Origin of the sequence: Polynucleobacter sp. MWH-UH23A (genome assembly GCF_040409805.1) — a bacterium.
Classification (GTDB): domain Bacteria; phylum Pseudomonadota; class Gammaproteobacteria; order Burkholderiales; family Burkholderiaceae; genus Polynucleobacter.
In genome coordinates this window covers 1,292,677-1,317,912 of record NZ_CP099572.1, presented here as the reverse complement: position 1 = coordinate 1,317,912, position 25,236 = coordinate 1,292,677, and the positions used below count along the sequence as shown (strand labels likewise).

General features: G+C 46.8%; 20 protein-coding genes and 1 pseudogene. 20 read left to right on the top strand and 1 reads right to left on the bottom strand.

What is annotated here, in order from left to right; all coding sequences use genetic code 11:
- The first annotated feature begins 240 nt into the window (after nt 1-240).
- From NHB35_RS06850 to rlmD, 9 genes and pseudogenes are all read left to right on the top strand, one after another.
- Nucleotides 241-1,656 carry a carbohydrate porin gene (locus tag NHB35_RS06850; protein ID WP_353431631.1) on the top strand — a complete coding sequence of 472 codons (1,416 nt, stop codon included), beginning with the start codon at nt 241-243 and terminating at the stop codon, nt 1,654-1,656.
- Nucleotides 1,657-1,862: 206 nt separating this feature from the next.
- The gene (locus NHB35_RS06845; protein WP_353431630.1) at nt 1,863-3,407 is read left to right on the top strand and encodes a TolC family protein; all 1,545 of its coding nucleotides are present in this window, start codon (nt 1,863-1,865) and stop codon (nt 3,405-3,407) included.
- Between the two features lie 9 nt (nt 3,408-3,416).
- The gene (locus tag NHB35_RS06840; protein WP_353431629.1) at nt 3,417-4,676 is read left to right on the top strand and encodes an efflux RND transporter periplasmic adaptor subunit; all 1,260 of its coding nucleotides are present in this window, start codon (nt 3,417-3,419) and stop codon (nt 4,674-4,676) included.
- Nucleotides 4,677-7,754 carry a CusA/CzcA family heavy metal efflux RND transporter gene (locus NHB35_RS06835; protein ID WP_353431628.1) on the top strand — a complete coding sequence of 1,026 codons (3,078 nt, stop codon included), beginning with the start codon at nt 4,677-4,679 and terminating at the stop codon, nt 7,752-7,754.
- 2 nt (nt 7,755-7,756) lie between these two features.
- Nucleotides 7,757-8,548 (top strand): 5'/3'-nucleotidase SurE, encoded by a 792-nt coding sequence (surE, locus tag NHB35_RS06830; RefSeq protein ID WP_353431627.1) that lies wholly within the window; start codon nt 7,757-7,759, stop codon nt 8,546-8,548.
- A 29-nt stretch (nt 8,549-8,577) separates the two neighbouring features.
- A pseudogene (locus NHB35_RS06825) lies at nt 8,578-9,201 on the top strand (protein-L-isoaspartate(D-aspartate) O-methyltransferase); the annotation flags it as partial.
- Between the two features lie 5 nt (nt 9,202-9,206).
- Nucleotides 9,207-10,007 (top strand): peptidoglycan DD-metalloendopeptidase family protein, encoded by an 801-nt coding sequence (locus NHB35_RS06820; protein ID WP_353431626.1) that lies wholly within the window; start codon nt 9,207-9,209, stop codon nt 10,005-10,007.
- Nucleotides 10,008-10,038: 31 nt separating this feature from the next.
- On the top strand, nt 10,039-10,860 hold the full coding sequence (locus tag NHB35_RS06815; RefSeq protein WP_353431625.1) for a 3'-5' exonuclease: 822 nt from the start codon (nt 10,039-10,041) through the stop codon (nt 10,858-10,860).
- Nucleotides 10,853-12,277, top strand: a complete 1,425-nt coding sequence (gene rlmD, locus NHB35_RS06810; protein WP_353431624.1) for a 23S rRNA (uracil(1939)-C(5))-methyltransferase RlmD — start codon at nt 10,853-10,855, stop codon at nt 12,275-12,277. The genes NHB35_RS06815 and rlmD overlap by 8 nt, the downstream gene beginning before the upstream one ends.
- 343 nt (nt 12,278-12,620) lie before the next feature.
- Here rlmD and NHB35_RS06805 read toward each other — a convergent pair whose 3' ends face one another.
- Nucleotides 12,621-13,322: a Bax inhibitor-1 family protein gene (locus NHB35_RS06805; RefSeq protein WP_353431623.1), complete on the bottom strand. Its 702-nt coding sequence runs from the start codon at nt 13,320-13,322 to the stop codon at nt 12,621-12,623.
- Nucleotides 13,323-13,591: 269 nt separating this feature from the next.
- On the opposite strand from NHB35_RS06805, the gene ndk reads away from it, so the two are divergent.
- The 11 genes from ndk to hflC all read left to right on the top strand — a co-directional run bounded on the left by ndk (nt 13,592) and on the right by hflC (nt 25,222).
- Entirely contained in the window at nt 13,592-14,017 is a 426-nt protein-coding gene (gene ndk / locus NHB35_RS06800) for a nucleoside-diphosphate kinase (RefSeq protein WP_353431622.1), read from the top strand.
- Nucleotides 14,018-14,059: 42 nt separating this feature from the next.
- Nucleotides 14,060-15,253 carry a 23S rRNA (adenine(2503)-C(2))-methyltransferase RlmN gene (gene rlmN, locus NHB35_RS06795; RefSeq protein WP_353431621.1) on the top strand — a complete coding sequence of 398 codons (1,194 nt, stop codon included), beginning with the start codon at nt 14,060-14,062 and terminating at the stop codon, nt 15,251-15,253.
- Nucleotides 15,254-15,295: 42 nt separating this feature from the next.
- Nucleotides 15,296-16,567 (top strand): flavodoxin-dependent (E)-4-hydroxy-3-methylbut-2-enyl-diphosphate synthase, encoded by a 1,272-nt coding sequence (ispG, locus tag NHB35_RS06790; RefSeq protein WP_353433419.1) that lies wholly within the window; start codon nt 15,296-15,298, stop codon nt 16,565-16,567.
- Nucleotides 16,568-16,625: 58 nt separating this feature from the next.
- Entirely contained in the window at nt 16,626-17,954 is a 1,329-nt protein-coding gene (hisS, locus tag NHB35_RS06785) for a histidine--tRNA ligase (protein WP_353431620.1), read from the top strand.
- A gap of 53 nt (nt 17,955-18,007) precedes the next feature.
- On the top strand, nt 18,008-18,667 hold the full coding sequence (locus NHB35_RS06780; protein ID WP_353431619.1) for a tetratricopeptide repeat protein: 660 nt from the start codon (nt 18,008-18,010) through the stop codon (nt 18,665-18,667).
- Nucleotides 18,667-19,818 (top strand): outer membrane protein assembly factor BamB, encoded by a 1,152-nt coding sequence (bamB, locus tag NHB35_RS06775; protein ID WP_353433418.1) that lies wholly within the window; start codon nt 18,667-18,669, stop codon nt 19,816-19,818. The genes NHB35_RS06780 and bamB overlap by 1 nt, the downstream gene beginning before the upstream one ends.
- On the top strand, nt 19,815-21,179 hold the full coding sequence (gene der, locus NHB35_RS06770) for a ribosome biogenesis GTPase Der (protein ID WP_353431618.1): 1,365 nt from the start codon (nt 19,815-19,817) through the stop codon (nt 21,177-21,179). The genes bamB and der overlap by 4 nt, the downstream gene beginning before the upstream one ends.
- A gap of 160 nt (nt 21,180-21,339) precedes the next feature.
- Nucleotides 21,340-21,582: an RNA chaperone Hfq gene (gene hfq / locus NHB35_RS06765; protein ID WP_173955949.1), complete on the top strand. Its 243-nt coding sequence runs from the start codon at nt 21,340-21,342 to the stop codon at nt 21,580-21,582.
- Nucleotides 21,575-22,816 carry a GTPase HflX gene (hflX, locus tag NHB35_RS06760; protein ID WP_353433417.1) on the top strand — a complete coding sequence of 414 codons (1,242 nt, stop codon included), beginning with the start codon at nt 21,575-21,577 and terminating at the stop codon, nt 22,814-22,816. Before hfq ends, hflX begins: the two co-directional genes overlap by 8 nt.
- Nucleotides 22,806-24,353, top strand: coding sequence for an FtsH protease activity modulator HflK (gene hflK / locus NHB35_RS06755; protein ID WP_353431617.1), 1,548 nt, complete (start codon nt 22,806-22,808; stop codon nt 24,351-24,353). Before hflX ends, hflK begins: the two co-directional genes overlap by 11 nt.
- The gene (hflC, locus tag NHB35_RS06750) at nt 24,353-25,222 is read left to right on the top strand and encodes a protease modulator HflC (RefSeq protein ID WP_353431616.1); all 870 of its coding nucleotides are present in this window, start codon (nt 24,353-24,355) and stop codon (nt 25,220-25,222) included. Before hflK ends, hflC begins: the two co-directional genes overlap by 1 nt.
- Nucleotides 25,223-25,236: the final 14 nt, after the last annotated feature.

Here is a 25,236-nt window from a genome sequence, read left to right as displayed (position 1 = left end):
GGGTTGGGGTTGCACAGATCGCAAGGCAGATACGGAATGTTGTGTCATCTGTTCTTAGGCCTGATGCTCACTCAGCAGTAATGTCATTTCCTCGACATAAAGACTAGGTAAATTGCTCTGTTTTGGGGATAATTTGGGCTGCACCGCCGTTGGGCTTCAATTCCAGTTGGTAAGTTGCTTGAATTTCCGTCAATCTGTTGCCCCTCTAGTTTGCTGGGCAACCCAATCTGAAAACCGTGAATGACTCGCAAACTGTTGCTCATTCTCCTGCTAAGTCTATTAAGTGCTTTTGCGCATGCGCAAAGGGCAGGGTCAGGTGCCGACCAGATTGCCAGCTTTGCAAGTGACTTAGATTGGTTACCAACTGAAGGCGAGTTCTTGGGTATGCCCGTGAATATGCACGGTCAAACCACTTACATTAACCAGCGCTATAACAATTTCACCTCTAGCTACTCTGGGTTAAATAGTCTCTCAGCACAAAAAGCGATGAGCTATACCTGGACGGGAACTTTATTCTTTGGCGCACGTGTTGCGCCGAACACCGATATTTATTTCAATCCTGAAGTGGTCTCTGGAGTCGCGTTCTCTGGATTAGTGGGTTTGGGTGGTTTCACTAATGGTGAAGCAACAAAAGCTACTGGAGCACAAGCGAAGTTTTATTCCGCTAGGGCATTTTTACGCCAGACAATTAATCAAGAGGGTGACAAGGTTGTTCTACAAAATGATGCTAATCAGATTGCCCAAACAGTGAGTAGTAATCGTGCAGTAGTTACAGCCGGTCAATTTTCCACATTAGATATTTTTGACGATAGTAAGTACGCAAAAGACCCTCGCATTCAGTTCATGAACTGGGGCAATATGACTTACCTTGCGTATGACTATGCTGCCGATGCTCGCGGCTACAGCTGGGGCTTGGTGGGCGAGTGGTATCTTGATAATTGGGTCTTACGTGCCTCACGTATGCTCACCCCTAAGACTCCTAATGGTCTCAATTTGAACTGGCAAATCTTTAATGCCTATGGCGATCAATTTGAAATAGAGCGTCAGCATGCCATTGGTGATTTGCCTGGTAAGGTGAGTGTTCTAGCCTATCGTAACAAAATGATCTTGGCGCGCTTCCAAGATGCCACGAATTATGTGATTGCCAATAACGCACAAGGCACTCAAGCGATTAATAATGTGCGCAATAACTACCAATACAAAACGGGTATTGGTATTAATGGCGAACAAGCCCTGACAAAAACCTTGGGCATTTATGGTCGCGCTTTTACCTCAGATGGACATACCGAAACCATGTCATTTACTGAAGCGGATAATTCAGTGTCAGTGGGTATGAGTTTGAATGGCGCTGGCTGGACAAGACCGTATGACACCATTGGTATTTCGATGATGCAAAACGGCCTCTCGAGTTTTCGTCGTAACTATTTGCAAGCAGGTGGTGTGTCCTACTTTATTGGTGACACACCCAGCCCTTACGCTGGACCTGGTCAAACCATTAACTATCGACCAGAGCGTGTGGGGGAGATTTATTACAACGCTTTATTGGTCAAGAACGTGCTCTTGGGAGTGAACTTTCAGCACATCAATAACCCGGCCTATAACTCGGCTCGCGGACCAGTAAATATCGCCTCTTTCCGTATTCATGCCGAGTTTTAGCCCTAGTGTCTGACTTGGGCAGTCGGTAGTAATGATTATTCTCTTTAGAATCAATGGGATAGGAAATGTCATTAATTCGACATTTGCGTTTTCTACCCTATAATCCTTAGAACCCCCCAATTAGGGTGCTCTTTTTGGGCAAAACCGCATTAGGGGCTATAAAAACAGCATTTTTGAATTTGACAGAAATATAGGGACAGCCGCTTTTGTTGATTCTCGGCACACGCAAAATTAGCGCACTTAAATATCAGGAATTTGTATTCCTAGCGCTAGCGACTTTTGCGTTTTCTGTTGCACTCTCAGTTTTTTCTATCGCATCTGCACAAACAAGTAATACACCACCAGCAAGTGTGACGGTGCAATCAGGCGATGCTTTATCTGCACCACCATCAATTGGAGCGCAACTGAGTGCGCAAAACGCTCCAGTAGAAAAGTCATCCAAGGCCTCTGAATTATTTGCGCCAGTTACTAAAGCCAATACGCCGAAGAACTTTGTGAAGAGCGCGCCATCAGGTCCTGTAGAGATGGATCTGCGTCAACTGTGGAATGAGCTCAAGCTCAATAACCCACAGCTAGCCTCTTTGCGTGAGTCTTATTTATCCGCCAAAGCAACCGTGCCACAAATCGCTGCACCAGCAAATCCCCAAGTTGGATTGGTCTGGTCAGGTATGCCAGTCAATTCTCCATTTGCTTTGGGTGGTGCCAATGCGCCAACCCCGCAAAACCCACAGGGCATTAGTAGCAACAACTCGATTTCAGTAGCGCAACCCTTTCAGTTTCCAGGCAAGAAGAGCTTAGCAGCCGATATCGCCGATACCAATGCCGAAGCCCTATTGGCCCAGTCTGAATCTACTTACTTGCAGCTTGGTGCGCAGCTCTCAGCCCTTTACTACAACACCTTAGCAACTCAAAAGCAGCTACATGTTCTCAAAGAATCCGTAGTGCGCCTAGAGATGATTAAGAACGTAGCTAAGGCACGCTACTCCAATAACGCTGCTGCATATGTTGAGTATCTCAATGCGCAAGTAGCGCAAAGTGCGGCAGAGGCCGACCAATTTAATTTAGAGCGTCAACTCGAAGTCGGCCTGAAGAACATCAACACGTTGATTGGTCGTCACTCCAGAGAAAAGCTCATTCTTAAAGGCGATGGACGACGTGCGCTAGCACCAGTGCCCACCCTGGTGGAGTTAGAAGACTATGCCGAATCGAGTCATCCCAGTTTGAAGAGCTCTGCATTGCAACTTGATGCTGCACGTAAAGGTGTGACCTTGGCCAAGAAAGCTTACTTACCAGACTTTCAGGTGATTGGATCTTCCTACACACCACGCGGTCCGTTCTCAGCAAACAATGGCGCCTTGTTCTATCAGTTTGAATTAGATCTCATCATCCCGTTGTATTTCTTTACCAAAGAAAAGTATGGGGTAGAGCAGGCCATGCGTAATCAAGCTTCTGCTGAGGCAAGCGAGATTTCGAATCGCCAACAAGTTGTATTGGCCGTGAACTCGGCCTATGCCGCTTATCAACAAGCTAAAACAGCGACTACCTTCTTAAAGGATCGCCAAGTACCGCAAGCAGATGCTGCTTACAAGGTCGGATTGATACAGTATTCCAACAATGGTCAGGGCTTTAATGATTTGTTGACAGCCCAAACACAGTTGCGTAATTTGGAGGTGCAATTGGCCCTAGCCGAAGCAAACCTTCTACAAGCACAAGCCACATTGATGGTGACAGCTGGAAAAGAACCTTTTTAAGGAGTGGTTTTGAAGGACAAACTCATTCACCTCTACAAGCGAGCCATTGCAGAAGCGCAAAAGCTGCGGGATAAGCTTTCTGCTCGCATAGCCGCCAATACCAATGAAATTCATCGCTCCTACTGGGCATTACCACCAGAGACTCGCGCGCGTTTGCGCTTAGTGATTATTTGTACTTCTATATTGATGCTCGGTATTGTGATTGGTTTGTTTGTGAACGTGAACCGTCCAGTCAAATTAGAAAAGAGCGACAAAGTATTAAAAGTAGAAAGCACCGGTGCAATGGAGCTTAAGTTGCCTGGTGTTGAGCTCAATCCAAATATCTATGTATTTCAAGATGCTACTTTAGTCAATGTGCCAGTCGAGCTCAAAGTGCCTGGTCGTCTCGCATTTAATGCGGAAAAATCTAAAGTGCTTTCTGCTAGAGCCCCAGGCAGAGTAGAGCGTATCTATGCTTTTGATGGAGCTGCGGTTGAAGTGGGTTCACCAGTCGTCGAACTCTACAGTCCAGAATTTATCTCCGCGCAGCAAGAGTATCTTCTTTCCTCTAAGACCGCCAAAGTGCTAGAAGGCAATAAAACGATGAGCGATCTCTTGGGTGATGCGCAAATTACCCAGCAAGCCGCTGCTAACCGGATGCGCAATTTGGGCGCGGGTGATGGCGATATTAAAGCTCTTGAGAAGAGCGGCAAAACCCAAAGCAATTTAGTCATGCGTTCGCCATTGCAAGGGGTGGTTGTCAAGCGTGCTGTAGAGCCAGGTTCGATTGTTAATGCTGGCGATGTATTGGCGACTTTGGCAAATCCAAAAGAGCTTTGGTTCTTGGGTAATATCTATGAGCAAGATATTCGCAAGATTCAAAAAGGCCAGACCATGATTTTGCGTACTGAGTCTTATCCGGATAAAGAGTTTGTGGCAACGGCAAATTACATTGCACCAACTATTGATCCAGAGACTCATGCATTGCTCATCCGTTGCGATGTTGAAAACCCAGATGGTCTATTGCGCCCTGATATGTACGTCAGTGCTCGCCTAAAAACGGCAGAAGCACAAGCGGTGGTGGTGCCTCAGACTGCCATTGTTCGAGTACGTGAGATGCGTTACGCCATTATTAAAACTGGCAAAGATTCTTACAGGCGATTCCTTATCAAAGGCTATGACCTCGATGGCAAACGCTTTGCCGTTACCGAAGGTCTTGAGCCTGGTATGAAGGTGCTTACCGATGGCGCGGTCTTATTAAATGACCGTTTTGCCAAGCAGGAGGAATAATTGAGTTTTGTAACCTCCTTCATTCGGGGAGTTTTAGACAAGCGTGTCGTGATTTTGTTCGCGGCAGCAGTCTTATTAATTCTGGGCGCATTTAGTCTTAAGCAACTACCGATTCAGCCATATCCTGGCGTGGCGCCATTAACCATTCAGGCGATTTCACAATGGCCTGGGAGAAGCACAACTGAAGTAGAGCAACAAGTCACTATTCCTGTAGAAAATGCCTTGGCTGGTATTCCTGGGGTTAAGGCGTTTCGCTCAGTCTCACTCTTTGGCTTGTCTGTTGTCACACTCAAATTTAATGACAATGCTGATCCCTTTAAGGTTCGCCAAATCTTCATTACCAATTTAGGTAACGTGGCATTCCCACCAGGAGTGAGCTCTAGCGTAAGCCCTGATTCTGATGCAACAGGTGAGATATTGCGTTACCAGGTGGCTTCTGAGTATGCGTCACCAACCCGCTTAAAGACCTTGCAAAATTACGAGATCTATAAAGAGCTTAAGCAAACCCCTGGGATTGCCGATGTCTCTTCATTTGGTGGCAAGGTACGTCAATACCAAGTGATTGTGAGTCCTGAGAGCTTGCAATCTAAAGGGGTAACCATTCCGCAGTTAATCGAAGCTTTATCTAAGGCTAATGACAATACTGGTGGTGGTGTATTGCCAAGCGGTGAGCAGCAGTTTGTGGTTCGTGGTGTTGGTCTCTTGCGCAATATCGATGACATTAAGCAGGTGGTGATTGCAGTTAACAAGGGGGTGCCTGTTCGCATTGGTGATGTGGCAACTGTGGTAATTGGCAATGCTCCCCGCTTAGGTATGTTCCAGTTTGATAGCAATCCAGATTCAGTTGAGGGTATCGTATATCTGCGCCGTGGTGAGAATGCCTCTGAAGTATTGGCGCGCGTCCGTGAAAAGATCGACAACATCAATAGCCATATCTTGCCACCGGGTATTCAGGTAAAACCTTTTTACGATCGCCAAGTCTTATTGGATATCACAGTTGGCACGGTAAAACACACCATGTTTTTTGGTATTACCATGGTCTTGGTCTTGCTCTATGTGTTCTTAGGTAATTTGCGAGCAGCAGCGGTCGTAGCAGCGGTAATCCCACTCGCGCTATGTTTCTCGTTCATCATGATGTACCTCTTCAATGTGCCCGCGAATTTGATTTCTCTGGGCGCTATTGACTTCGGGGTCATTGTGGACGCTGCCGTCATCATTACAGAGAACGTCATGCGCCACATGGAAGAAGGTGGTAAACGCGTTAATCAAAGCATTATTCTGGCAACCAGCGAAGTACAGCGCGCCATGATCTATTCAACCAGCATCATCATCGTGGCTTACTCGCCATTATTTTTGATGGGTGGTGTTGAAGGCATCATCTTTAAGCCCATGGCATTTACCATGGGCTTTGCATTGATTGCCTCGATTGTCTTGAGCTTGACCTTCTTGCCGGCATCAATGTCCTATGTCTTTGGTGAAAACTTCCATCATGCGCCACCAAAATTTATTACTTGGATGTTGCAGCATTACCGTCCACTCTTGCGTAAATGGATGGATCATCCACGTCATGTGATTGCGATTTCTTTATTTATTTTGGGCATCACATTACTTAGCGCAATTCGCTTAGGCACTGCGTTCTTGCCAACCTTAGAAGAAAACAATATTTGGTTACGCGTGGTGCTGCCAAACACAGTGGATCTGAACTACTCTGTGAAGGTAGCCAATCAATTGCGTGAGACTTTCTTAAAGCGGCCAGAGCTTGAGCGAGTAGCAGTGCAGATCGGTCGTCCAGATGATGGCACTGACTCTACAGGTGTATTTAATCAAGAGTATGGTTTGTACCTGAAAGCCCCAGATCAAATGCCTAAGGGCACTAGCAAGCAAGACTTGATTAAGCACTTGCAAGCCGAACTGGATAAGATTCCAGGTCTCAAATATAGCTTCTCACAGTACATTCAGGATAACGTCAATGAAGCACTATCTGGGGTGAAGGGTGAGAACTCAGTCAAGATTTTTGGATCTGATTTAGAAGTGCTCGCACAAAAAGCGCATGAAGTAGTAGAGCAGCTCAAGAAAGTGCGTGGCATTGAAGATGAAAATATTCTGAAAGAGCTCGGGCAACCAACTTTAAATGTTCGGATTGACCGTGAACAAGCGGCGCGCTATGGCGTGAACGTGAGTGATATTCAAACGGTGGTAGCCAATTCAATTGGTGGTGCCCCTGTAACTAATTTCTTGGAAGAAGAAAAGACTTTTGGTATTGCAGTGCGCCTAAACGAAGCGAGTCGTAACGACATACCCGATGTGGCGAATTTACTCATTGATACGCCCAATGGTCAGAAAGTACCTTTGAGCATGGTTGCACAAGTACTATTGACGGACGGTCCATTCTTTATTTATCGCGAAGCCGGTAAACGCTACATTGCCATCATCTTTAGCGTACGCGGCCGTGACTTGGGTAGTGCGGTTGAAGATGCTAAGTATTTAGTGCAGAAGAACGTTGCCTTACCCACTAATTACACTATTGCATGGGATGGTCAGTTCAATCAGATGAAGGCTGCACAGCAAAAGTTGATGGTCATCATTCCATTAACGCTGGTAGCGATTTTCTTATTGCTCGTAACTGCTTTAGGAAACTTCCGAGATGCAGTGATTGTCTTGATTAACGTTCCCTTTGCAGCGATTGGCGGAATCATTGCTTTGCATCTGGGCGGTGAGACCTTGAGTATTTCTGCTTTGTTTGGGTTCTTGTCTTTGTTTGGTATTGCTATTCAAGATGGTGTGATTCTCATTTCGTATATCAATAAGACTGTCGCTGAAGAGCATGGTGCTATGAAAGATGCCATGGTGGATGGCGCAGCACTCCGTGTTCGCCCTGTGCTGATGACGGCTATGTTGGCAGGCTTGGGTCTATTGCCCGCTGCACTTTCTCATTCGATTGGTTCAGAGGCTCAACGTCCGCTGGCATTGGTGATTGTTGGCGGTATGGTGACCACAACTGTTCTTACTTTATTGGTCTTGCCAGTTATTTATGCTGCCATGAGAGCGCGTGGCAAGCATAAACCTGGATTGGTATAAGCATGTCAAAACAACCGCATATCTTGGTATCCAATGATGATGGCTATTTGGCGCCAGGACTACTGGCACTAGTCAATGCCGTGCGTCCATTGGGCCGCATTACTGTGATTGCTCCAGAGCAAAACCATAGTGGCGCCTCTAACTCCCTGACACTCTCAAGACCACTCTCGATTCATCGTGTCGCAGGAGGAGAGCGGGATGGATTTTTCTTTATCAATGGCACGCCCACTGATTGTGTCCACGTCGCTATGACTGGTTTCTTAGATGAGAAACCCGATCTTGTCATTTCTGGGATTAATCAGGGCGAGAACATGGGTGAGGACGTACTCTACTCGGGAACGGTAGCCGCCGCCATTGAAGGTGTGATGTTTGGTGTTCCAGGTATTGCTTTTTCACAAATCGATCGTGGTTGGAATCGCATTGATGATGCCGCCAAAGCAGCGCACGATATCGTGATGCAAATGTTGGCATCAAGCTTGAACCAAAATCATACAGATGGCATGGCTTCTTTACTGAATGTGAATATTCCCAATCGTCCTTATGAAGAATTACGTCGTTGGCGTGTGACACGCCTCGGTAATCGTCATCACTCTCAGCCTGTCGTGGTGCAAGATAGCCCACGTGGTGAAAAGATTTACTGGATTGGGGCGGCAGGGCATGTCAAAGATAATTCTGAAGGTACTGATTTTCATGCGATTGATGATGGATGTATTTCCATCACCCCAATGCAATTAGATTTAACGCATCACGCGCGTTTAGCGGCAATGCACGCAAATGGTTGGGATCGCGGTTGAAGCAGCCAGTAGAGCGTTTCGCTGCCTATCGTCAGGCACTTGCGGCCAAAGTGCATGCTACTGGCGTCAAGCATGGCAAAACATTAGAGGCGATTGCAACTGTTCCGCGCCATGCGTTTATGGATCCAGGTTTGCATGCACAAGCGTATGAAGATACGGCTTTGCCGATTGGTCATGAGCAAACGATTTCTAAGCCATCGGTAGTAGCACGCATGATTGAACTCATGCATAAACCACGTCATCCCTTAGGTAAGGTATTGGAGATTGGTACGGGCTGTGGCTATCAAGCAGCTGTGCTTAGTTTATTGGCTGATGAGGTCTATTCCATTGAACGGATTCGGCCGCTGCATGATTTGGCCAGATCGAAGTTGCGCCCATTTCGAATTAATAACTTACGCCTGATTTATGGCGATGGTATTTTGGGCTTGCCACAAGCAGCGCCTTTTGACGGAATTATCTTAGCTGCTGCTGGCTTAGGTATTCCAGATGCCTTGCTTGACCAGTTAGCCATTGGCGGTCGCCTAGTAGCCCCCGTCGCCAAGAATGAAAAAGAGCAGCAATTAGTGATGGTAGAAAGAATGAGCTCCCAACGTTATCAAAGAACCGTTCTGGACGGGGTCTTTTTCGTCCCCTTACAATCAGGGGTAGTATGAGATTGATGATGAGTTCCCATTCCATGACCTATTTATCTAGAGCATTTCTGATTGCATTGTTATCCGCCTCCCTGATGCTGGTTGCTGGATGTTCTACGCCTCGTACCAAACCTGCAAGCGTAACGGATCGAAGCGGTGGAAATGCTTATGAGCCTGCACCTCCTGGCTATTACCGAGTCAAAAAAGGCGACACCTTGGCGCGGATTGCTTTAGACCACGGTCAAGCGCCACGCGATGTTGCTAATTGGAATAAAGCAGAGAACTCGAACTTCAATCCAAACGTGATTGAAGTGGGCGATTTGATTTTGATTAAGCCGCCAGCAAGTGCAAAAGTAGCCAAGCCAGCAGAGAAAAAACCGCCAACAGTTACTGCAGATAAAGCAGACACTTCAGCACCTATTGAAACTGCTAAACCCGAATCTAGCAAAGTAGAGATGGTGGCTGAGCCTGGCATTCGTTTGTCATGGCCTGCAAAAGGCAAAGTAACCGGTGAATTTAACGAAACCAACAAAGGTATTGATATTGCCGGCAAGGTGGGCGAGCCAGTATTAGCTGCAGCCGATGGCAAAGTCGTTTATGCAGGCAATAGTTTGCGTGGCTATGGCAATCTCGTGATTGTGAAGCACGACAACACTTATCTCACTGCCTATGCTCACAACAGCAAGCTCTTAGTCAAAGAGGGCGATAGCGTGCGCAAGGGCCAGAAGATTGCTGAGATGGGCGACACCGATACTAATTCACCAAAACTGCACTTTGAATTGCGCGTCAATGGCAAGCCAGTGAACCCAACGCCTTATTTGCAGTAATTTGCTAGCGACCCTGTTTCATATCTAGTTCATGGCCACTGTTCTCGTTTTTGATATTGAAACCATTCCGGATGTAGCTGGGCTACGTCGCGTTGAGGGTTACCCAGATTCAATGAGTGATGCTGAAGTGGCCGCTAAGGCCATGGCAGGGCGTGCTGAGAAAACCGGCAGTGAGTTTCTTCCTCTGTTTTTGCAAAAGGTAGTGGCGATTTCTTGTGTGATTCGCAGAACTACTAAAGAAGGTGCGCCTCAAATTAAGGTGGGGACGCTCGGCACCCCACAAGATGATGAGAAGGTGATTGTCCAAGCCTTCTTCGATTTAGTTGAAAAGTACACGCCACAATTAGTTTCTTGGAATGGCAGTGGCTTTGACTTACCAGTACTGCATTACCGCGCTTTAGCTAACCATATTCAGGCATCACGCTACTGGGAGATGGGCGAGAGTCAAGAGGCTGATAGTCGTGACTTTAAGTGGAATAACTACATTAGTCGTTATCACATGCGTCATTTAGACATGATGGATTTGTTAGCTAAATTTAACGGGAGAGCCAACGCACCCTTAGATGGTTTGGCCAAGCTATGTGGCTTTCCTGGCAAGATGGGGATGGATGGCAGCCAAGTATGGCCAGCGTATCAAGAAGGCAAGATTAATGACATTCGTCGCTATTGCGAAACGGACGTAGTGAATACCTATTTGATGTATTGTCGCTTCCAGTTGTTGCGCGGTGGATTTACTTCAGAAGAGTACCAAGAAGAAATCGCTTTTGTTAAAGCCTACTTAGAGAAAGAAGCCAAAGAGCCAAACGGCGGACAGTGGCAAGAGTATCTACAAGGCTTCGCGGCGGATGCGTAGAGGGGATAAGCCAGTCAACATCGAAGTGACTGAGCCCATTACTGTTACCTCACTTGATTTAGATGCGCAAGGAATTGCGCGTCTTGCTCCAAGTGAGCAGGATGACCCAGAATCTAGCGGTAAAGTGATTTTCATTAAAGGCGCCTTGCCTACGGAAGTGGTCACCTACACCATTACCAGTGATAAAGCGCGCTTTGCTAAAGCCAAAGTGCGCGACATTCTCAAACCTGCAGTCTTTAGAGCGCAACCCAAGTGCGCGGCGTTTGGCGTTTGTGGTGGATGCACCATGCAGCACTTAGATATTCGGGCGCAAGTAGCTATGAAGCAGCGCGTGCTTGAAGACGACTTGCAACATATTGCTAAGGTGACTCCAGAAGAAATTCTTCGTCCTATGGGTGGACCTACTTGGGAGTATCGACATCGCGCACGTTTGAGCGCAGTTAATCGCTCGATTAAAAAGGGTACAGTTTTAATTGGATTTCATGAGGGCAAAAGTGGTTATGTAGCCGATATGCTTGCCTGCGAGATTTTGCCTAAGCATCTCTCTGATCTACTCCCAGAAATGCGCAAATTGGTAATGGGTTTATCGATTGTTGATCACATGCCACAAATTGAGATTGCCGTGGGCGAGCCCGAGGAACCAAATTCTGAAGATCCTAGAAAAGCTGCGCCCGTAACGGCTTTAGTATTTCGAAATCTCAAGCCCTTAACTAAAGCCGATGAGGATTTGCTGCGGGCGTTCGCTGACCGCCACAATGTTTGGATATGGTTGCAACCCAAAGGGATTGAAACTGTTGCACCGTTTTATCCAGAGACTGGCAAGCTCTGCTATCGCCTACCCGAGTTTGAAATCGAGATGCCGTTCAAGCCGGCTGACTTTACGCAGGTCAATCACATGATGAATCGTTCGCTAGTGAGCAAAGCGATTCGTTTGTTGGAAGTACAAGAGAGTGACCGAGTGCTTGATTTATTTTGCGGCATTGGTAATTTCACATTGCCATTAGCGCGCAAAGCAAAACAAGTTTTGGGTATAGAAGGTTTAGCTACGCTAACGACGCGTGCTAAAGCAAATGCTCAGCACAATGGCTTAGCAGACAAAGCTAGCTTTATGCAAAGCGATTTATTTAAGGTGACTACAGAAACAATTTCCTCATGGGGCAAAGCGAATCGTTGGTTGATGGATCCACCCAGAGAGGGAGCTATGGAAATCTGCAAGGCTCTCGCAGAGCTGCATAACCAGAAAAGCGTTCTATTGCCAGAACGTATCGTCTATGTCTCTTGTAATCCGAAGACCCTAGCTAGAGATGCCGATATCTTGTGCCATCAAGCAGGCTATACCCTCAAAGGTGCGGGCATCGTCAATATGTTCCCTCATACATCGCATGTGGAATCGATGGCGATTTTTGAGCGATCCTAAGCCTCAAATTCCTGCTCTTGCACCAAATTAGCGCTAAATCAGTGCCCCAGTGGTGCGTGGGTCGAAAAGATAGTGCGTATAAGTTCAACCCCCGGTCTTCTACAAGAGTAGATTGAAAGCGTGCGGTGATGTTTTGCCGTCAATCAATTGGTCGGGAGTAAATCATGAGAGCCTCGGATAGTTTTGCAATCCTGTTGATTTTGATTGCGCTGTCTTACGCTGTAAGTATGTTTGTAGCAAATTAATACAAACACAATATAGGCAACGGTTAGATAATAAAAAAGGCACCCGCAGGCGCCTAATGAGAACAACACACTTTAATTACAGTGTGTACTAGATTCTCTTAATCTCGGTTACCACCAAAGATACCCAAGAGGGAGAGTAAGTTGGTGAATACGTTGTACACATCTAAGTAGATTGCTAATGTCGCCATGATGTAGTTGGTTTCGCCACCATTTACGACACGCTGCACATCAACCAAGATGAAGGCAGAGAAGATCGCGATCGCTAAAACCATCACGGTCAGCATTAAGGATGGCAACTGTAACCAGATGTTGGCCAAAGAGGCAACGATCAAGAGCAGAACGCCAACCATCAACCATTTACCCATTCCAGAAAAATCACTCTTGCTCACCGTAGCAATCGTGGCCATGGTCGCGAAGATCGCGGCTGTACCACCAAAGGACAGCATGATGAGTGCTGCGCCATTGCTATAGCTGTTGAGCGTAAAGCCAACTAAGCGAGAGAGCATGATGCCCATGAAGAAGGTGAAGCCCAATAAGAGCAGAACACCTAAACCAGTGTCTTTGTTCTTATCGATTGCCCAGAAGAAACCAAAGGCCACCGCCATGAACACAATGAAACCCATGAAAGGACTGCCAGCAAACAGGTCAAGACCCATGGCAACACCGAGCCAAGCGCCGATAACAGTTGGCACCATGGATAGCGCTAAGAGCGCATAGGTATTGCGCAGTACGCGGTTGCGTACTTGGACGGTACTGATCGAGCCAGCTTGACCAAAGCCGTAAGAGTTAAGGTCACTCATAAAGACTCCTTTTTCGTAGTAAATACATAAGCCCATAAAGGACTGTTGACATTAAGTATAGACAAATCACCTTAATTTCAAGATCTGCCATAAAAAGACTACAAATCGAGGGGTTATACCTTGTAAATTCAAGAGCTTAGCCCTACCGATATAGGGGTAAATACGGTCAGACAATGTATAATTCGGGGGTCGTTGGAGTGGGGGTGTCCATTTGGACCTGTATAGACCTTACCCAACAAATACCTTTGAAATCACTATTGGAGTCCTGAATGGCAATCGAACGCACCCTCTCAATCATCAAACCTGATGCTGTAGCTAAAAACGTCATCGGCAAAATCTATGACCGTTTTGAATCAGCTGGTTTGAAGATCGTCGCGTCCAAAATGGCACATCTTTCACAATCTGAAGCAGAGCAGTTCTATGCCGTTCACAAAGAGCGTCCTTTCTTCAAAGATTTGGTGAACTTTATGATTTCTGGTCCAGTCATGATTCAAGTATTGCAAGGTGAAGGCGCAATCGCTAAAAACCGTGACTTGATGGGTGCTACCGATCCTAAGAAAGCAGAAAAGGGCACAATTCGTGCTGATTTTGCTGACAGCATCGATGCAAACGCGGTACACGGTTCTGACGCTCCTGAAACTGCTGCTGTGGAAGTTGCATTCTTCTTCCCTGGCATGAACGTTTTCAATCGTTAATCGTTACTTGTTGCTCAATATTTTTATTGATAAGTAGGCGCATTGACCTCCCCGCGCGTAAATCTCTTAGATTTTGACGCTGACCAACTGGCGGCGTATGTCGCGGGGTTAAATGAAAAGCCCTTTAGGGCAAAGCAACTCATGCAGTGGATACACCAGCGTGGTGTATCCAACATCAATGACATGAGTGATCTAGCAAAAACCTTTCGTGCAACCTTGCTCGATAAGGCAGAAGTACTCTCTCTACCAGTTATCAAAGACGAGCATGCCCAAGACGGCACACGTAAGTGGCTATTGGATGTGGGCGCCGGTAATGCGGTTGAGTCTGTTTATATTCCCGAAGATGATCGAGGCACTCTGTGCATCTCCTCTCAGGCTGGTTGCGCAGTCAATTGCCGCTTTTGCTCAACAGGGCATCAAGGTTTCTCGCGCAATCTCACTTCAGGCGAAATCATCGGTCAATTGTGGTTTGCTGAGCACTTATTACGCAATGACCCCGATGCAGTGCGTCGCATTGAAAAATATCCTACGCCAGGTTGGGAGCATACCGGGCGTGTGATTTCGAATGTTGTAATGATGGGCATGGGTGAACCATTGCTCAACTACGATAATGTCGTATCTGCTTTGCGTCTCATGCTCGATGACAGGGCTTATGGTTTATCGCGTCGCCGTGTGACAGTTTCAACATCAGGCGTCGTACCTATGATTGATCGTTTAGCGCAAGATTGCCCAGTGGCATTAGCAGTATCGCTGCATGCGCCCAATGACGCATTGCGCGATCAGTTGGTACCATTGAATCAAAAATACCCACTACGAGAATTACTTGATGCCTGTGAGCGTTACTTGCCATTTGCGCCAAGAGATTTCTTGACCTTTGAATACTGCATGCTCGATGGCGTGAATGATTCCGACATCCAAGCAAAAGAATTGGTGCGCTTATTGAAAAACATCAAGTGCAAGATCAACCTCATTCCATTTAACCCTTTCCCAGAATCTGGTCTGAAGCGCTCACCAGCCCAACGGGTTAATACCTTTGCCAGCATTCTTTTGGATGCCGGCATGGTGGCAACCGTGCGTAAGACCCGTGGCGATGACATTGCCGCTGCTTGCGGTCAGTTGGCAGGGGATGTAGTCGACCGCACTCGCGTACGTGAGCGTGCTGTGCATGATTCTGAAATCATTGTTGATACACCATCAAATGAACAGCCGATTGAATGGCTGAAGAAGCTAAATTAAGAAATAAGTTAAGACATAAGTTAAGACATAAGTTAAGCATGCATTGATATGAGCGATTCTTTAAATCAAGCCAATTTGCCTTTGGGACCATCTCCCAAACGTGCCACTCGCCAAGCGAAGGTGGTTTGGAAAACAAACATCGTTACAGTCGGTGGAGATGCGCCTGTCCGTGTGCAATCGATGACTAATACTGATACAGCAGATGCGGTAGGTACTGCTATTCAGATAAAAGAATTAGCACGTGCAGGATCAGAGATGGTTCGTATTACTGTGAATACGCCTGAAGCGGCAGCAGCAGTTCCCTACATCCGCGAGCAGTTAGACAAGATGGATGTCTTGGTGCCATTGATTGGTGACTTTCATTACAACGGCCATACGCTATTAAATGATTTCCCAGACTGCGCTAAAGCACTCTCCAAGTACCGCATCAATCCAGGTAATGTGGGTAAGGGTGCAAAGCGAGATCCCCAATTTGCTCAAATGATTGAAGCGGCATGCAAATATGACAAGCCAATTCGGATTGGTGTGAACTGGGGTAGCCTAGATCAAGACCTATTGGCGTCCATTATGGATAGCAATGCAGCGCTTGAAGTCCCAAAGACAGCGCAAGAGGTAATGATTGAAGCCTTGATTCAGTCAGCTTTGCAATCTGCTGAGAAGGCGGTTGAGTTGGGTATGAATCCTAATCAAATCTTGCTCTCTTGTAAGGTGAGCAATGTACAAGACTTAGTGGCTGTCTATCGTGATTTATCGCGTCGCTCAGATTACCCATTACATTTGGGTTTAACTGAGGCGGGTATGGGTAGCAAAGGTATTGTGGCCTCAACCGCAGCCATGGGTATTCTGTTGCAAGAGGGTATTGGGGATACGATTCGCGTTTCATTGACGCCAGAACCTGGCACCCCACGTGAGAATGAGGTCATTGTGGCTCAAGAGATTTTGCAAACCATGGGCTTGCGTAATTTCACGCCGATGGTGATTGCATGTCCTGGATGCGGAAGAACTACCAGCACCACCTTCCAAGAATTGGCCGCCAATATTCAGTCTTACTTGCGCCAGCAAATGCCCGTTTGGAAGAAAACCCACCCTGGTGTTGAGAATATGAATGTAGCAGTCATGGGATGTATCGTGAATGGCCCTGGTGAAAGCAAGCATGCCAATATCGGTATTTCCTTGCCTGGTACAGGGGAGACCCCTGCAGCCCCGGTATTTGTGGATGGGGTTAAAGTAAAGACATTGCGTGGCGAGAATATTGCTCAAGAGTTTCAGGTGATCGTCGATGACTATGTCAAACAAAACTACGCCCCAAAATAAAAAAGATAAGAGCAAAGCAAGCGAGCAAAACTAAAAAAGCAAAGCAAGAACAACAAACATGACTGACCAGAACAATCAAGCTAAAGTCCAAAAAGCACAAAAAATAAACGGCGTGCGTGGCATGAATGACTTATTGCCGGCCGATGCTGCGCAGTGGGCACACCTGGAGCATGTTCTGCGTGACCTTACTCGCGCTTATGGTTATGAGTTTTTAAGAACGCCAATTGTTGAGGCAACTGCTGTATTCCAACGCGGTATTGGTGAAGTGACTGATATCGTTGAAAAAGAGATGTATTCCTTTGAAGATAGACTCAATGGTGAGCAACTCACCTTGCGTCCAGAAGGTACCGCCGCATTAGTACGCTCCGTTATTGAAAACAATCTTCTCTATGAAGGACCAAAGCGTCTTTGGTACACGGGTCCGATGTTTCGTCACGAGCGCCCACAGCGTGGCCGCTATCGTCAGTTCCATCAATTTGGTATTGAGGCATTGGGTTTTGCGGGTCCAGATATTGATGCTGAAATCATTCTCATGGGCCAACGCCTTTGGGATGAGTTGGGTCTTAAAGGGGTGCGTCTCGAAATTAACTCATTAGGTCAAGCAAATGAGCGTGCTGAGCACCGCGCAGCCTTGGTAGCATACTTTGAGAAAAACCAGTCACAGCTGGATGAAGATTCTCAGCGTCGCTTGCTAACGAACCCATTACGTATTTTGGATTCTAAAAATCCAGAGATGCAAGCTTTGATTGAAGCTGCGCCAAAGTTATTAGATTTCTTGGGTGAAGATTCGCTTAAGCATTTTGAAGCAGTTCAAGCATTACTCAAAGCAAACAATATCCCTTGCAAAATCAATCCACGCTTGGTTCGTGGCTTGGATTACTACAACCTCACCGTCTTTGAATGGATTACTGATGAGTTAGGTGCGCAAGGTACGATTGCAGGCGGCGGCCGCTATGACCCATTAATTGAACGCATGGGTGGCAAAGCTGCACCAGCATGTGGCTGGGCAATGGGCATGGAGCGCGTCCTTGAACTCATGAAGGTCTCTGGATCTTTGCCTGAGCCCCAAGCCCAATGTGATATTTTTGTTTTGCATCAGGGTGGCGAGACTTTAACTGCCGCCATGATCATTGCCGAGCGCTTGCGCAGTGCTGGTATCGATACGATCTTGTTTTGCCCTCCAGATGGCCAATCTGCCAGCTTTAAGTCTCAAATGAAGAAGGCGGATGCTAGTGGGGCGGCATTCGCTGTCATTATTGGCCCAGATGAGCTCGCTAAGAATGAGGCCGCCCTAAAAGACCTGCGCGGTACGGGTGAACAAAAGACCGTTTCTTTAGATGGGGTGCTTGAGGCGGCAATTGATGCCTTGGTTGATACCTCCGAATAGAATAGCGATATACCTTATAAATAGTAATAACTAAGATTTGAGTTTGGATTGATATGCCATTAGATTTAGAAGAACAAGAACAATTAGACCAATTCAAAGCGTTTTGGCAAAAGTATAGCAACCTCATTACTGGTGTTGCTACTGCCGCATTATTTGCCTATGCCGCCTATAGCGGTTATCAATGGTGGCGCAATAGCCAAGCACTAGAGGCATCGAAGTTGTACGAGACGATGGTGACTGCCATTGCAAAGGGCGATAAAGAACAAACATTACGGGCTGCCGATGACTTGCAAAAAGATTTTGCGCGTACACCGTATGCCCCGATGTCTAGCTTGATTGCTGCTCGCATTGCCTCTGATGCAGGTGATAGTGCTAAGGCATTAGATTATTTACGCTGGGCTGCCAAGAATGCTTCTAATGATGCCTATCTTGCTGTAGCTAAGATGCGTTTGGTGTCTCAACTGATTGAGCAAGGTGCTGAAAAAGACTTTGCTGAAGCAGATCAGATTTTGCAGAGCAAGCCGATTGCAGGCTTTGAAGCCCTTTGGCTTGAGCGTCGTGGCGATTGGTATTTGGCGCAAAAGAAAAATGAGCAAGCAAAAACCAGCTATCAAGATGCTTGGAAAAAATTAGATCAGGCGAAAGAGTTTCCTGAGGAAGCACGTCGTCTCCTGAAGGTGAAACTTGATGCGGTTGGAGGAGTTGCACAGTGATGCTAGCTAAGCGGATGGCAGGGCTCGTTAGTAAGGTTGTCGTACTGGGATTAGTTGCAGCTGCGCTAGTGGCATGCTCTGGAAACTCTCGTGTTCGTAAACCTGCCGAGCTAGTTGAAGTCAAAAATCAATTTGATTTGCAGCCAGTGTGGTCAACCAGTGTTGGTTCTTCTGAATCATTTAACTTTCATCCAGTTGTAGCCGGTAACTCTGTTTATGCAGCCTCGCATCGTGGCAATCTTGCGAAGATTGATTTGGCCTCCGGCAATAAAGTGTGGGAAGTCTCAGTGCCTGAGCGCTTAGCTATTGGTCCTGGCTCGGATGGCCGCACTACAGTAGCCGTATCTATCAAAGGCAATGTATATGCTTATGACGATACAGGCAAAGCGCTGTGGAATGTCAACGTTGGTAGCGAAGTATTAAGCGAGCCTGTAGTGGCCGGTGGCGTTGTTGTGATTCGTGCATTAGATAATCGTTTTATCGGTTTAGATGCACAAACAGGCGCACGCAAGTGGAATTACCAGCGTCAACAATCTGCACTGTCATTGCGTGTGGGTTATGGCATGTTGCCAATTAATAATGAAGTGATTGTGACGGGCTTTGCAGGCGGTCGCTTTGGCATGATTGCGCTTGCTAACGGTGGATTGATTTGGGAAACCCCAGTATCTTTTCCTAAGGGCTTCTCTGAAATCGAACGTTTGAATGATGTAACAGCCAGACCCAGCATGGATGGAGAGATTCTGTGTGCAGTGTCTTATCAAGGGCGCATTGGTTGTGGTCAGGCGCGGACTGGTAATTTACTTTGGTTCAAAGATTTCTCAAGCTACACCGGTACAGCACAAAGTTCGGATTTAGTATTCTCAGCTAACGAGAAGTCGCATGTATTTGCCTTCGCAACAAAAGATGGTGGTCAGGTTTGGGAGAATACCCAATTAACATTTCGTGATGTGGGCGAGCCACTTGCAGTGGGTAGAGTTTTGCTAATGGGTGATGCACAAGGCTATGTGCATGCATTCGCTCAGGCTAATGGTGAGATGGTGGCTCGGATTCGTCATGACAGTAGTCCGATTTCAGCGGCGCCAATCGCGGTAGGTGGACTTATCATCATTCAGTCTCAAGGTGGCAAGATTGCCGCTTATAGCCCCAAATGAATCCAGTCATCACCATCGTTGGACGCCCCAACGTAGGCAAGTCCACTCTCTTTAATCGTTTGACGCGTTCTCGCGATGCATTGGTTGCGGACTTCTCTGGTTTAACGCGAGATCGTCACTACGGTAAAGGTCGTATCGGGGATCGGGCATTTATTTGCGTAGATACCGGTGGTTTTGAACCAGTCGCTAAGACTGGCATCGTCGCTGAGATGGCAAAGCAAACCAAACAAGCGGTTGCCGAGTCTGACATTGTGATTTTCTTGGTTGATGGCCGTTTGGGTTTGGCGCCACAAGACAGAGTGATTGCTGATTTTTTACGTAAGTCTGGCAGACCTGTCATTTTGGCTGTAAACAAAACTGAAGGCATGCAAGCCGGCGTTGTGACCGCAGATTTCCATGAGCTTGGACTTGGCGAGCCTTTTCCAATTTCTTCCGCACACGGTGATGGTGTTCGCGGCTTAATCGACGATGCGCTTGATTCTTTAGGAATCGAAGAGCCAGATCAGGAAGAGTTAGCAAGCGATCCAAATCGCCCCATGAAGATTGCAGTAGTGGGTCGCCCAAACGTGGGTAAATCCACGCTGATTAATAAATTAATTGGTGAAGAGCGCGTTATCGCATTTGATATGCCAGGAACTACGCGAGATGCAATTGAAGTGCCGTTTGAGCGTAATGGAAAGCCATATATTCTGGTGGACACTGCAGGTCTGCGTCGTCGTGGCAAAGTCTTTGAGGCTATTGAAAAGTTCTCTGTTGTCAAAACATTGCAAGCGATTGCAGATTGTAATGTCGTGATTTTGATGCTTGATGCTCAGCAAGATATTTCTGAGCAAGATGCCCATATTGCGGGCTTTATCGTAGAAGCTGGTCGCGCCTTAGTGGTTGCCGTCAATAAGTGGGACGGTATTGATGCCTACGTCAAAGAGCGTGCACGTTTAGAGATTGCGCAAAAGTTACGTTTCTTGGATTTTGCTAACGTTCATCCGATATCGGCAAAGAAGGGCACTGGCTTAAAAGAACTCTTCAAGGACGTCGATTCTGCATATGCAGCGGCAATGGCAAAACTGCCAACCCCGCGCTTAACTCGTATCTTGCAAGAAGCAGTGGAGCATCAGCAGCCTAAGCGAGTTGGTATGGGTCGTCCAAAATTGCGCTATGCCCACCAAGGTGGCATGAATCCTCCGATTGTCGTAATTCACGGAACCTCTTTGAGTGGTGTGACGGATAGCTATAAGCGCTATCTCGAAGGCCGATTCAGGGACGTCTTTAAGCTACGTGGTACGCCTCTAAGAATCCAGATGAATACTGCCAAAAACCCCTATGTAGATGCTGATAAGGGTAAAAAAGGGAAAAAGCGCTAGTTTTCTGCTGTTTTAACCCTAGATTTCAGTAAGGGCTTGATTTTTATAAAATTAGGCTCAATATAACAAGTTCAGTAATCTGTTTTGAGACGCATTTAGATAAAAGCAAGACTCCCATAAAAACAAACCAATAAAAAATTAAAAATAAATTAGGAGCAGTATGAGCAATAAACAAATTCAATTACTTCAAGATCCATTTCTGAACGCTTTGCGTAAAGAGCACATTCCTGTGTCGATCTATCTTGTTAATGGTATTAAATTGCAAGGCAATATTGAGTCATTCGATCAATACGTTGTATTGCTACGCAATACCGTGACGCAAATGGTTTACAAGCACGCGATCTCTACGATTGTTCCTGCTCGTGCCATTGACTTTCGTATAGAAGAAGGCAGCTCTGTATAAAACTGGAGTAGATGCGGCACGCGCGGTTCTGGTAGGTGTAGATACAGGACGCGAAGATTTTGCAGACAGCATGGCTGAACTCAGTCTATTGGCTGATAGTGCAGGATCTATACCCGCATCTAGCGTAATTGCTCGCAAAGGTAGAACCGATCCAGCTTTATTTATAGGATCTGGAAAAGCAAATGAATTAAAGCGCGTGATGGAAGAGCAGGATGCCGAACTGGCTATCTTCAATCATCCTTTATCTCCAACCCAACAGCGAAATCTTGAGCGTCATATTGGGCGCCATGTGATGGATCGCACGGGCTTGATCTTGGACATCTTTAGTCAACGCGCTCAAAGTCATATTGGTAAGACCCAAGTGGAATTGGCGCAAGTGCGTTATCGCATGTCACGATTGGTTAGGGCGTGGAGTCACTTAGAGAGGCAACGTGGCGGTATTGGTGTGCGCGGTGGTCCTGGCGAAACGCAGATGGAGCTTGACCGTAGGATGTTGGCAACCAAAGCCAAGCGCCTGGAAAATGAATTGGAAAAACTTCAGCGTCAGCAACGCACTCAGCGTAGGGCGCGCAATCGTAAGGATGTATTTTCTGTATCTTTGGTGGGCTATACCAATGCTGGCAAGTCGACACTATTTAATGCCTTAACTAAAGCGGGCACTTACGCTGCCGATCAACTGTTTGCCACTCTAGATACGACCTCCAGAAAGGTGCACTTGGATGGTGTAGGCTCGATTGTGGTCTCTGATACCGTGGGATTTATTCGGGAATTGCCTCACCAACTTGTGGAGGCATTTAGGGCGACTTTGGATGAAACCATCCATGCCGACCTGATTTTGCATGTTATTGATGCCTGTAGTCCGGTTGCTAAAGAGCAAAAGGCTGAGGTAGAGGCGGTTTTGGCTGAAATTGGAGCCGATGATATCCCCCGCATCGAGGTGATGAATAAGATCGACCTAATGCCGCAAACCTTCACCCGTGGGGCGGTTTTGGAGAGGGATGCCCAGGGTTTCCCAGCCCAGATTTTCCTATCGGCCCAATCAGGCTTGGGCCTTGATTTACTGCGTTCAACCTTGGCGGAATGCTCCCAAATGACTGATAAAATGAGGGCTGAACAAAATCGTGCCAAAACTCAGATGACTCCAGAGGAGTTTTTAGCTCCTCTACCTGAAAGACCCGAGTCATCCGAATTTAATCCGATACCTAACCGAAGCTATTTTTCGAATGATGCGTAAATTTTTAGGCCTTTTTTCGGTCAATGACTCTAATTTGGGCAACAGCCCTAATGGGGGATCTAAAGATGCCAAAGACGGGCAGGGAAATGATCAAGCTCCAAAAGTAGAGCCCGGTCAATCGAACGCGCCAGTGGATAAACCAGCTGGCCAGCAAACCAAACCAGACGGCCCACCTGATCTAGATGAGTTGTGGCGTGATTTCAATGACCGCATTGCAGGCTTATTTGGTGGCAAGAAAAAACCAGGCACGAATGGAAGCGCTAATTCCAATTTCGGATCCAATCCAAATCCGAATGCTAATAAACCGAATGGCACCGACATTCCTCCGCCATCACAACGAGGAAATTCAGGCGGCGGTGGCAATGGTTTTTCTGCTCCCAACTTTAAATTTGTAAATCCATTTGAATCCAAAAGAGGATTTGTGGTCGCGATAGTGATTGCAGCCTTCATTTGGTTGAGTAGTGGGTTTTTTATTATTCAAGAGGGTCAGGCGGGCGTAGTCCTGACTTTCGGTAAATACGATTACACCGCTAAGTCTGGTATCAACTGGCATCTGCCGTGGCCAATTCAATCGGAAGAGACCGTCAACTTGTCGGGTGTTCGTTCAGTTGAGGTCGGTCGTCCAATACTTATCAAGGCAACCAATCAAAAAGACTCTTCAATGCTCACTGAAGATGAAAACATTATTGATGTGCGTTTTGCTGTGCAGTACCGCCTGAAAGACCCAACCGATTATTTATTTAATAACCGTGACCCAGATGCTGCTGTAGTGCAGGCGGCAGAAACTGCTGTGCGCGAAATTGTGGCGCGAAGCAAAATGGATACCGTCTTGTATGAGGGGCGCGAGAAGATTGGTATTGATCTAGCAAACTCTATTCAGAAAATTCTGGATAGTTATAAGGCTGGTATTTATGTCACCAGCGTTACCGTGCAAAACGTTCAGCCTCCAGAGCAAGTGCAGGCAGCTTTTGATGATGCAGTTAAAGCAGGTCAAGACCAAGAGCGCCTGAAGAGCGAGGGGGAGGCGTATGCCAATGACATCGTTCCACGTGCCAAGGGAACGGCTGCCCGTTTGATTCAAGAGGCCGAGGGTTATAAGGCTCGCGTAGTAGCGACTGCCGAGGGTGATGCAGCTCGCTTTAAACAAGTTCTGGCGGAGTACAGCAAACAACAGCAAGTTACACGCACTCGTATGTATATTGACACGATGAGTGAGGTGTATAGCAATGTTACGAAGATTTTGGTGGACACCAATAAGAGTAATAGTTTGCTGTATTTACCACTTGATAAGTTAGTGTCGCAAGTAAATGCGGAAACTGCGCAAGCTACTGGAGTGCCAGCAACTACAAACACATCAACTCCAACAGGTTCAGTGACTGTGGGTGGGGCTACAAGCGCAAATACTGGAGCCTCATCTTCAACGTCTACAACTGCGCCACCAAGCGCAACAAGCTCTGCAAATTCATCAGGCTCTACTGGCAGCAAGTCGGCGGATAAGCGTGATGGCTTGCGTAGCCGCGATCGGGATTCACGCTAATGAATGCGAATCGTCTTATCGCCAGCATTATTGGCTTTGTCGCTTTGATCTATGTGCTCTCATCGAGCATTTTCATCGTAGATCAACGTAAGTTTGCTGTGGTCTTTTCATTTGGTCAGATTGTTCGTGTGATTGAGAAGCCAGGTATCCAGGTAAAGTTTCCTGCGCCATTTGAGAGCGTGCGTTTCTTTGATCGCCGCATCCTGACAATCGATAACCCAGAAGCAGAACGTTTCATTACTGCTGAAAAGAAGAACTTGCTGGTGGATTCTTATGTGAAATGGCGCATCGTAGACCCACGTAAATTCTTTATCAGCTTTAAGGGTGATGAACGCCTAGCTCAAGATCGTTTAACGCAGTTGGTTCGCTCAGCATTAAATGAAGAATTTACAAAACGCACAGTACGTGAATTGATTTCAGATCAGCGCGAGCAAGTGATGCAGGGAATTCGCAAGAAGGTGGCTGATGATGCCTCCGATATTGGCGTAGAGATTGTTGATGTTCGTTTAAAGCGTGTCGATTTATTGGCCGAAATCAGCGATTCTGTTTACCGACGTATGGAGGCTGAACGTAAGCGTGTGGCGAATGAGTTGCGCTCGATGGGTGCGGCAGAGTCCGATAAGATTCGCGCTAATGCCGAGCGCCAGCGCGATACGATTTTGGCAGAAGCTTATCGTGATGCCCAAAAAATCAAAGGAGCAGGCGACGCTAAGGCAATTGCCATTTACAACGAAGCTTTTTCCAAGGATCCAAACTTTGCTGAGTTCTACCAGAGCTTGCAGTCTTACCGCAATACCTTCAAAGATAAGAAAGATGTGATTGTGGTCGAACCCAATAGCGATTTTCTGAAGTATCTGCGTAAAAAATAAGAAAGAGAATAGAT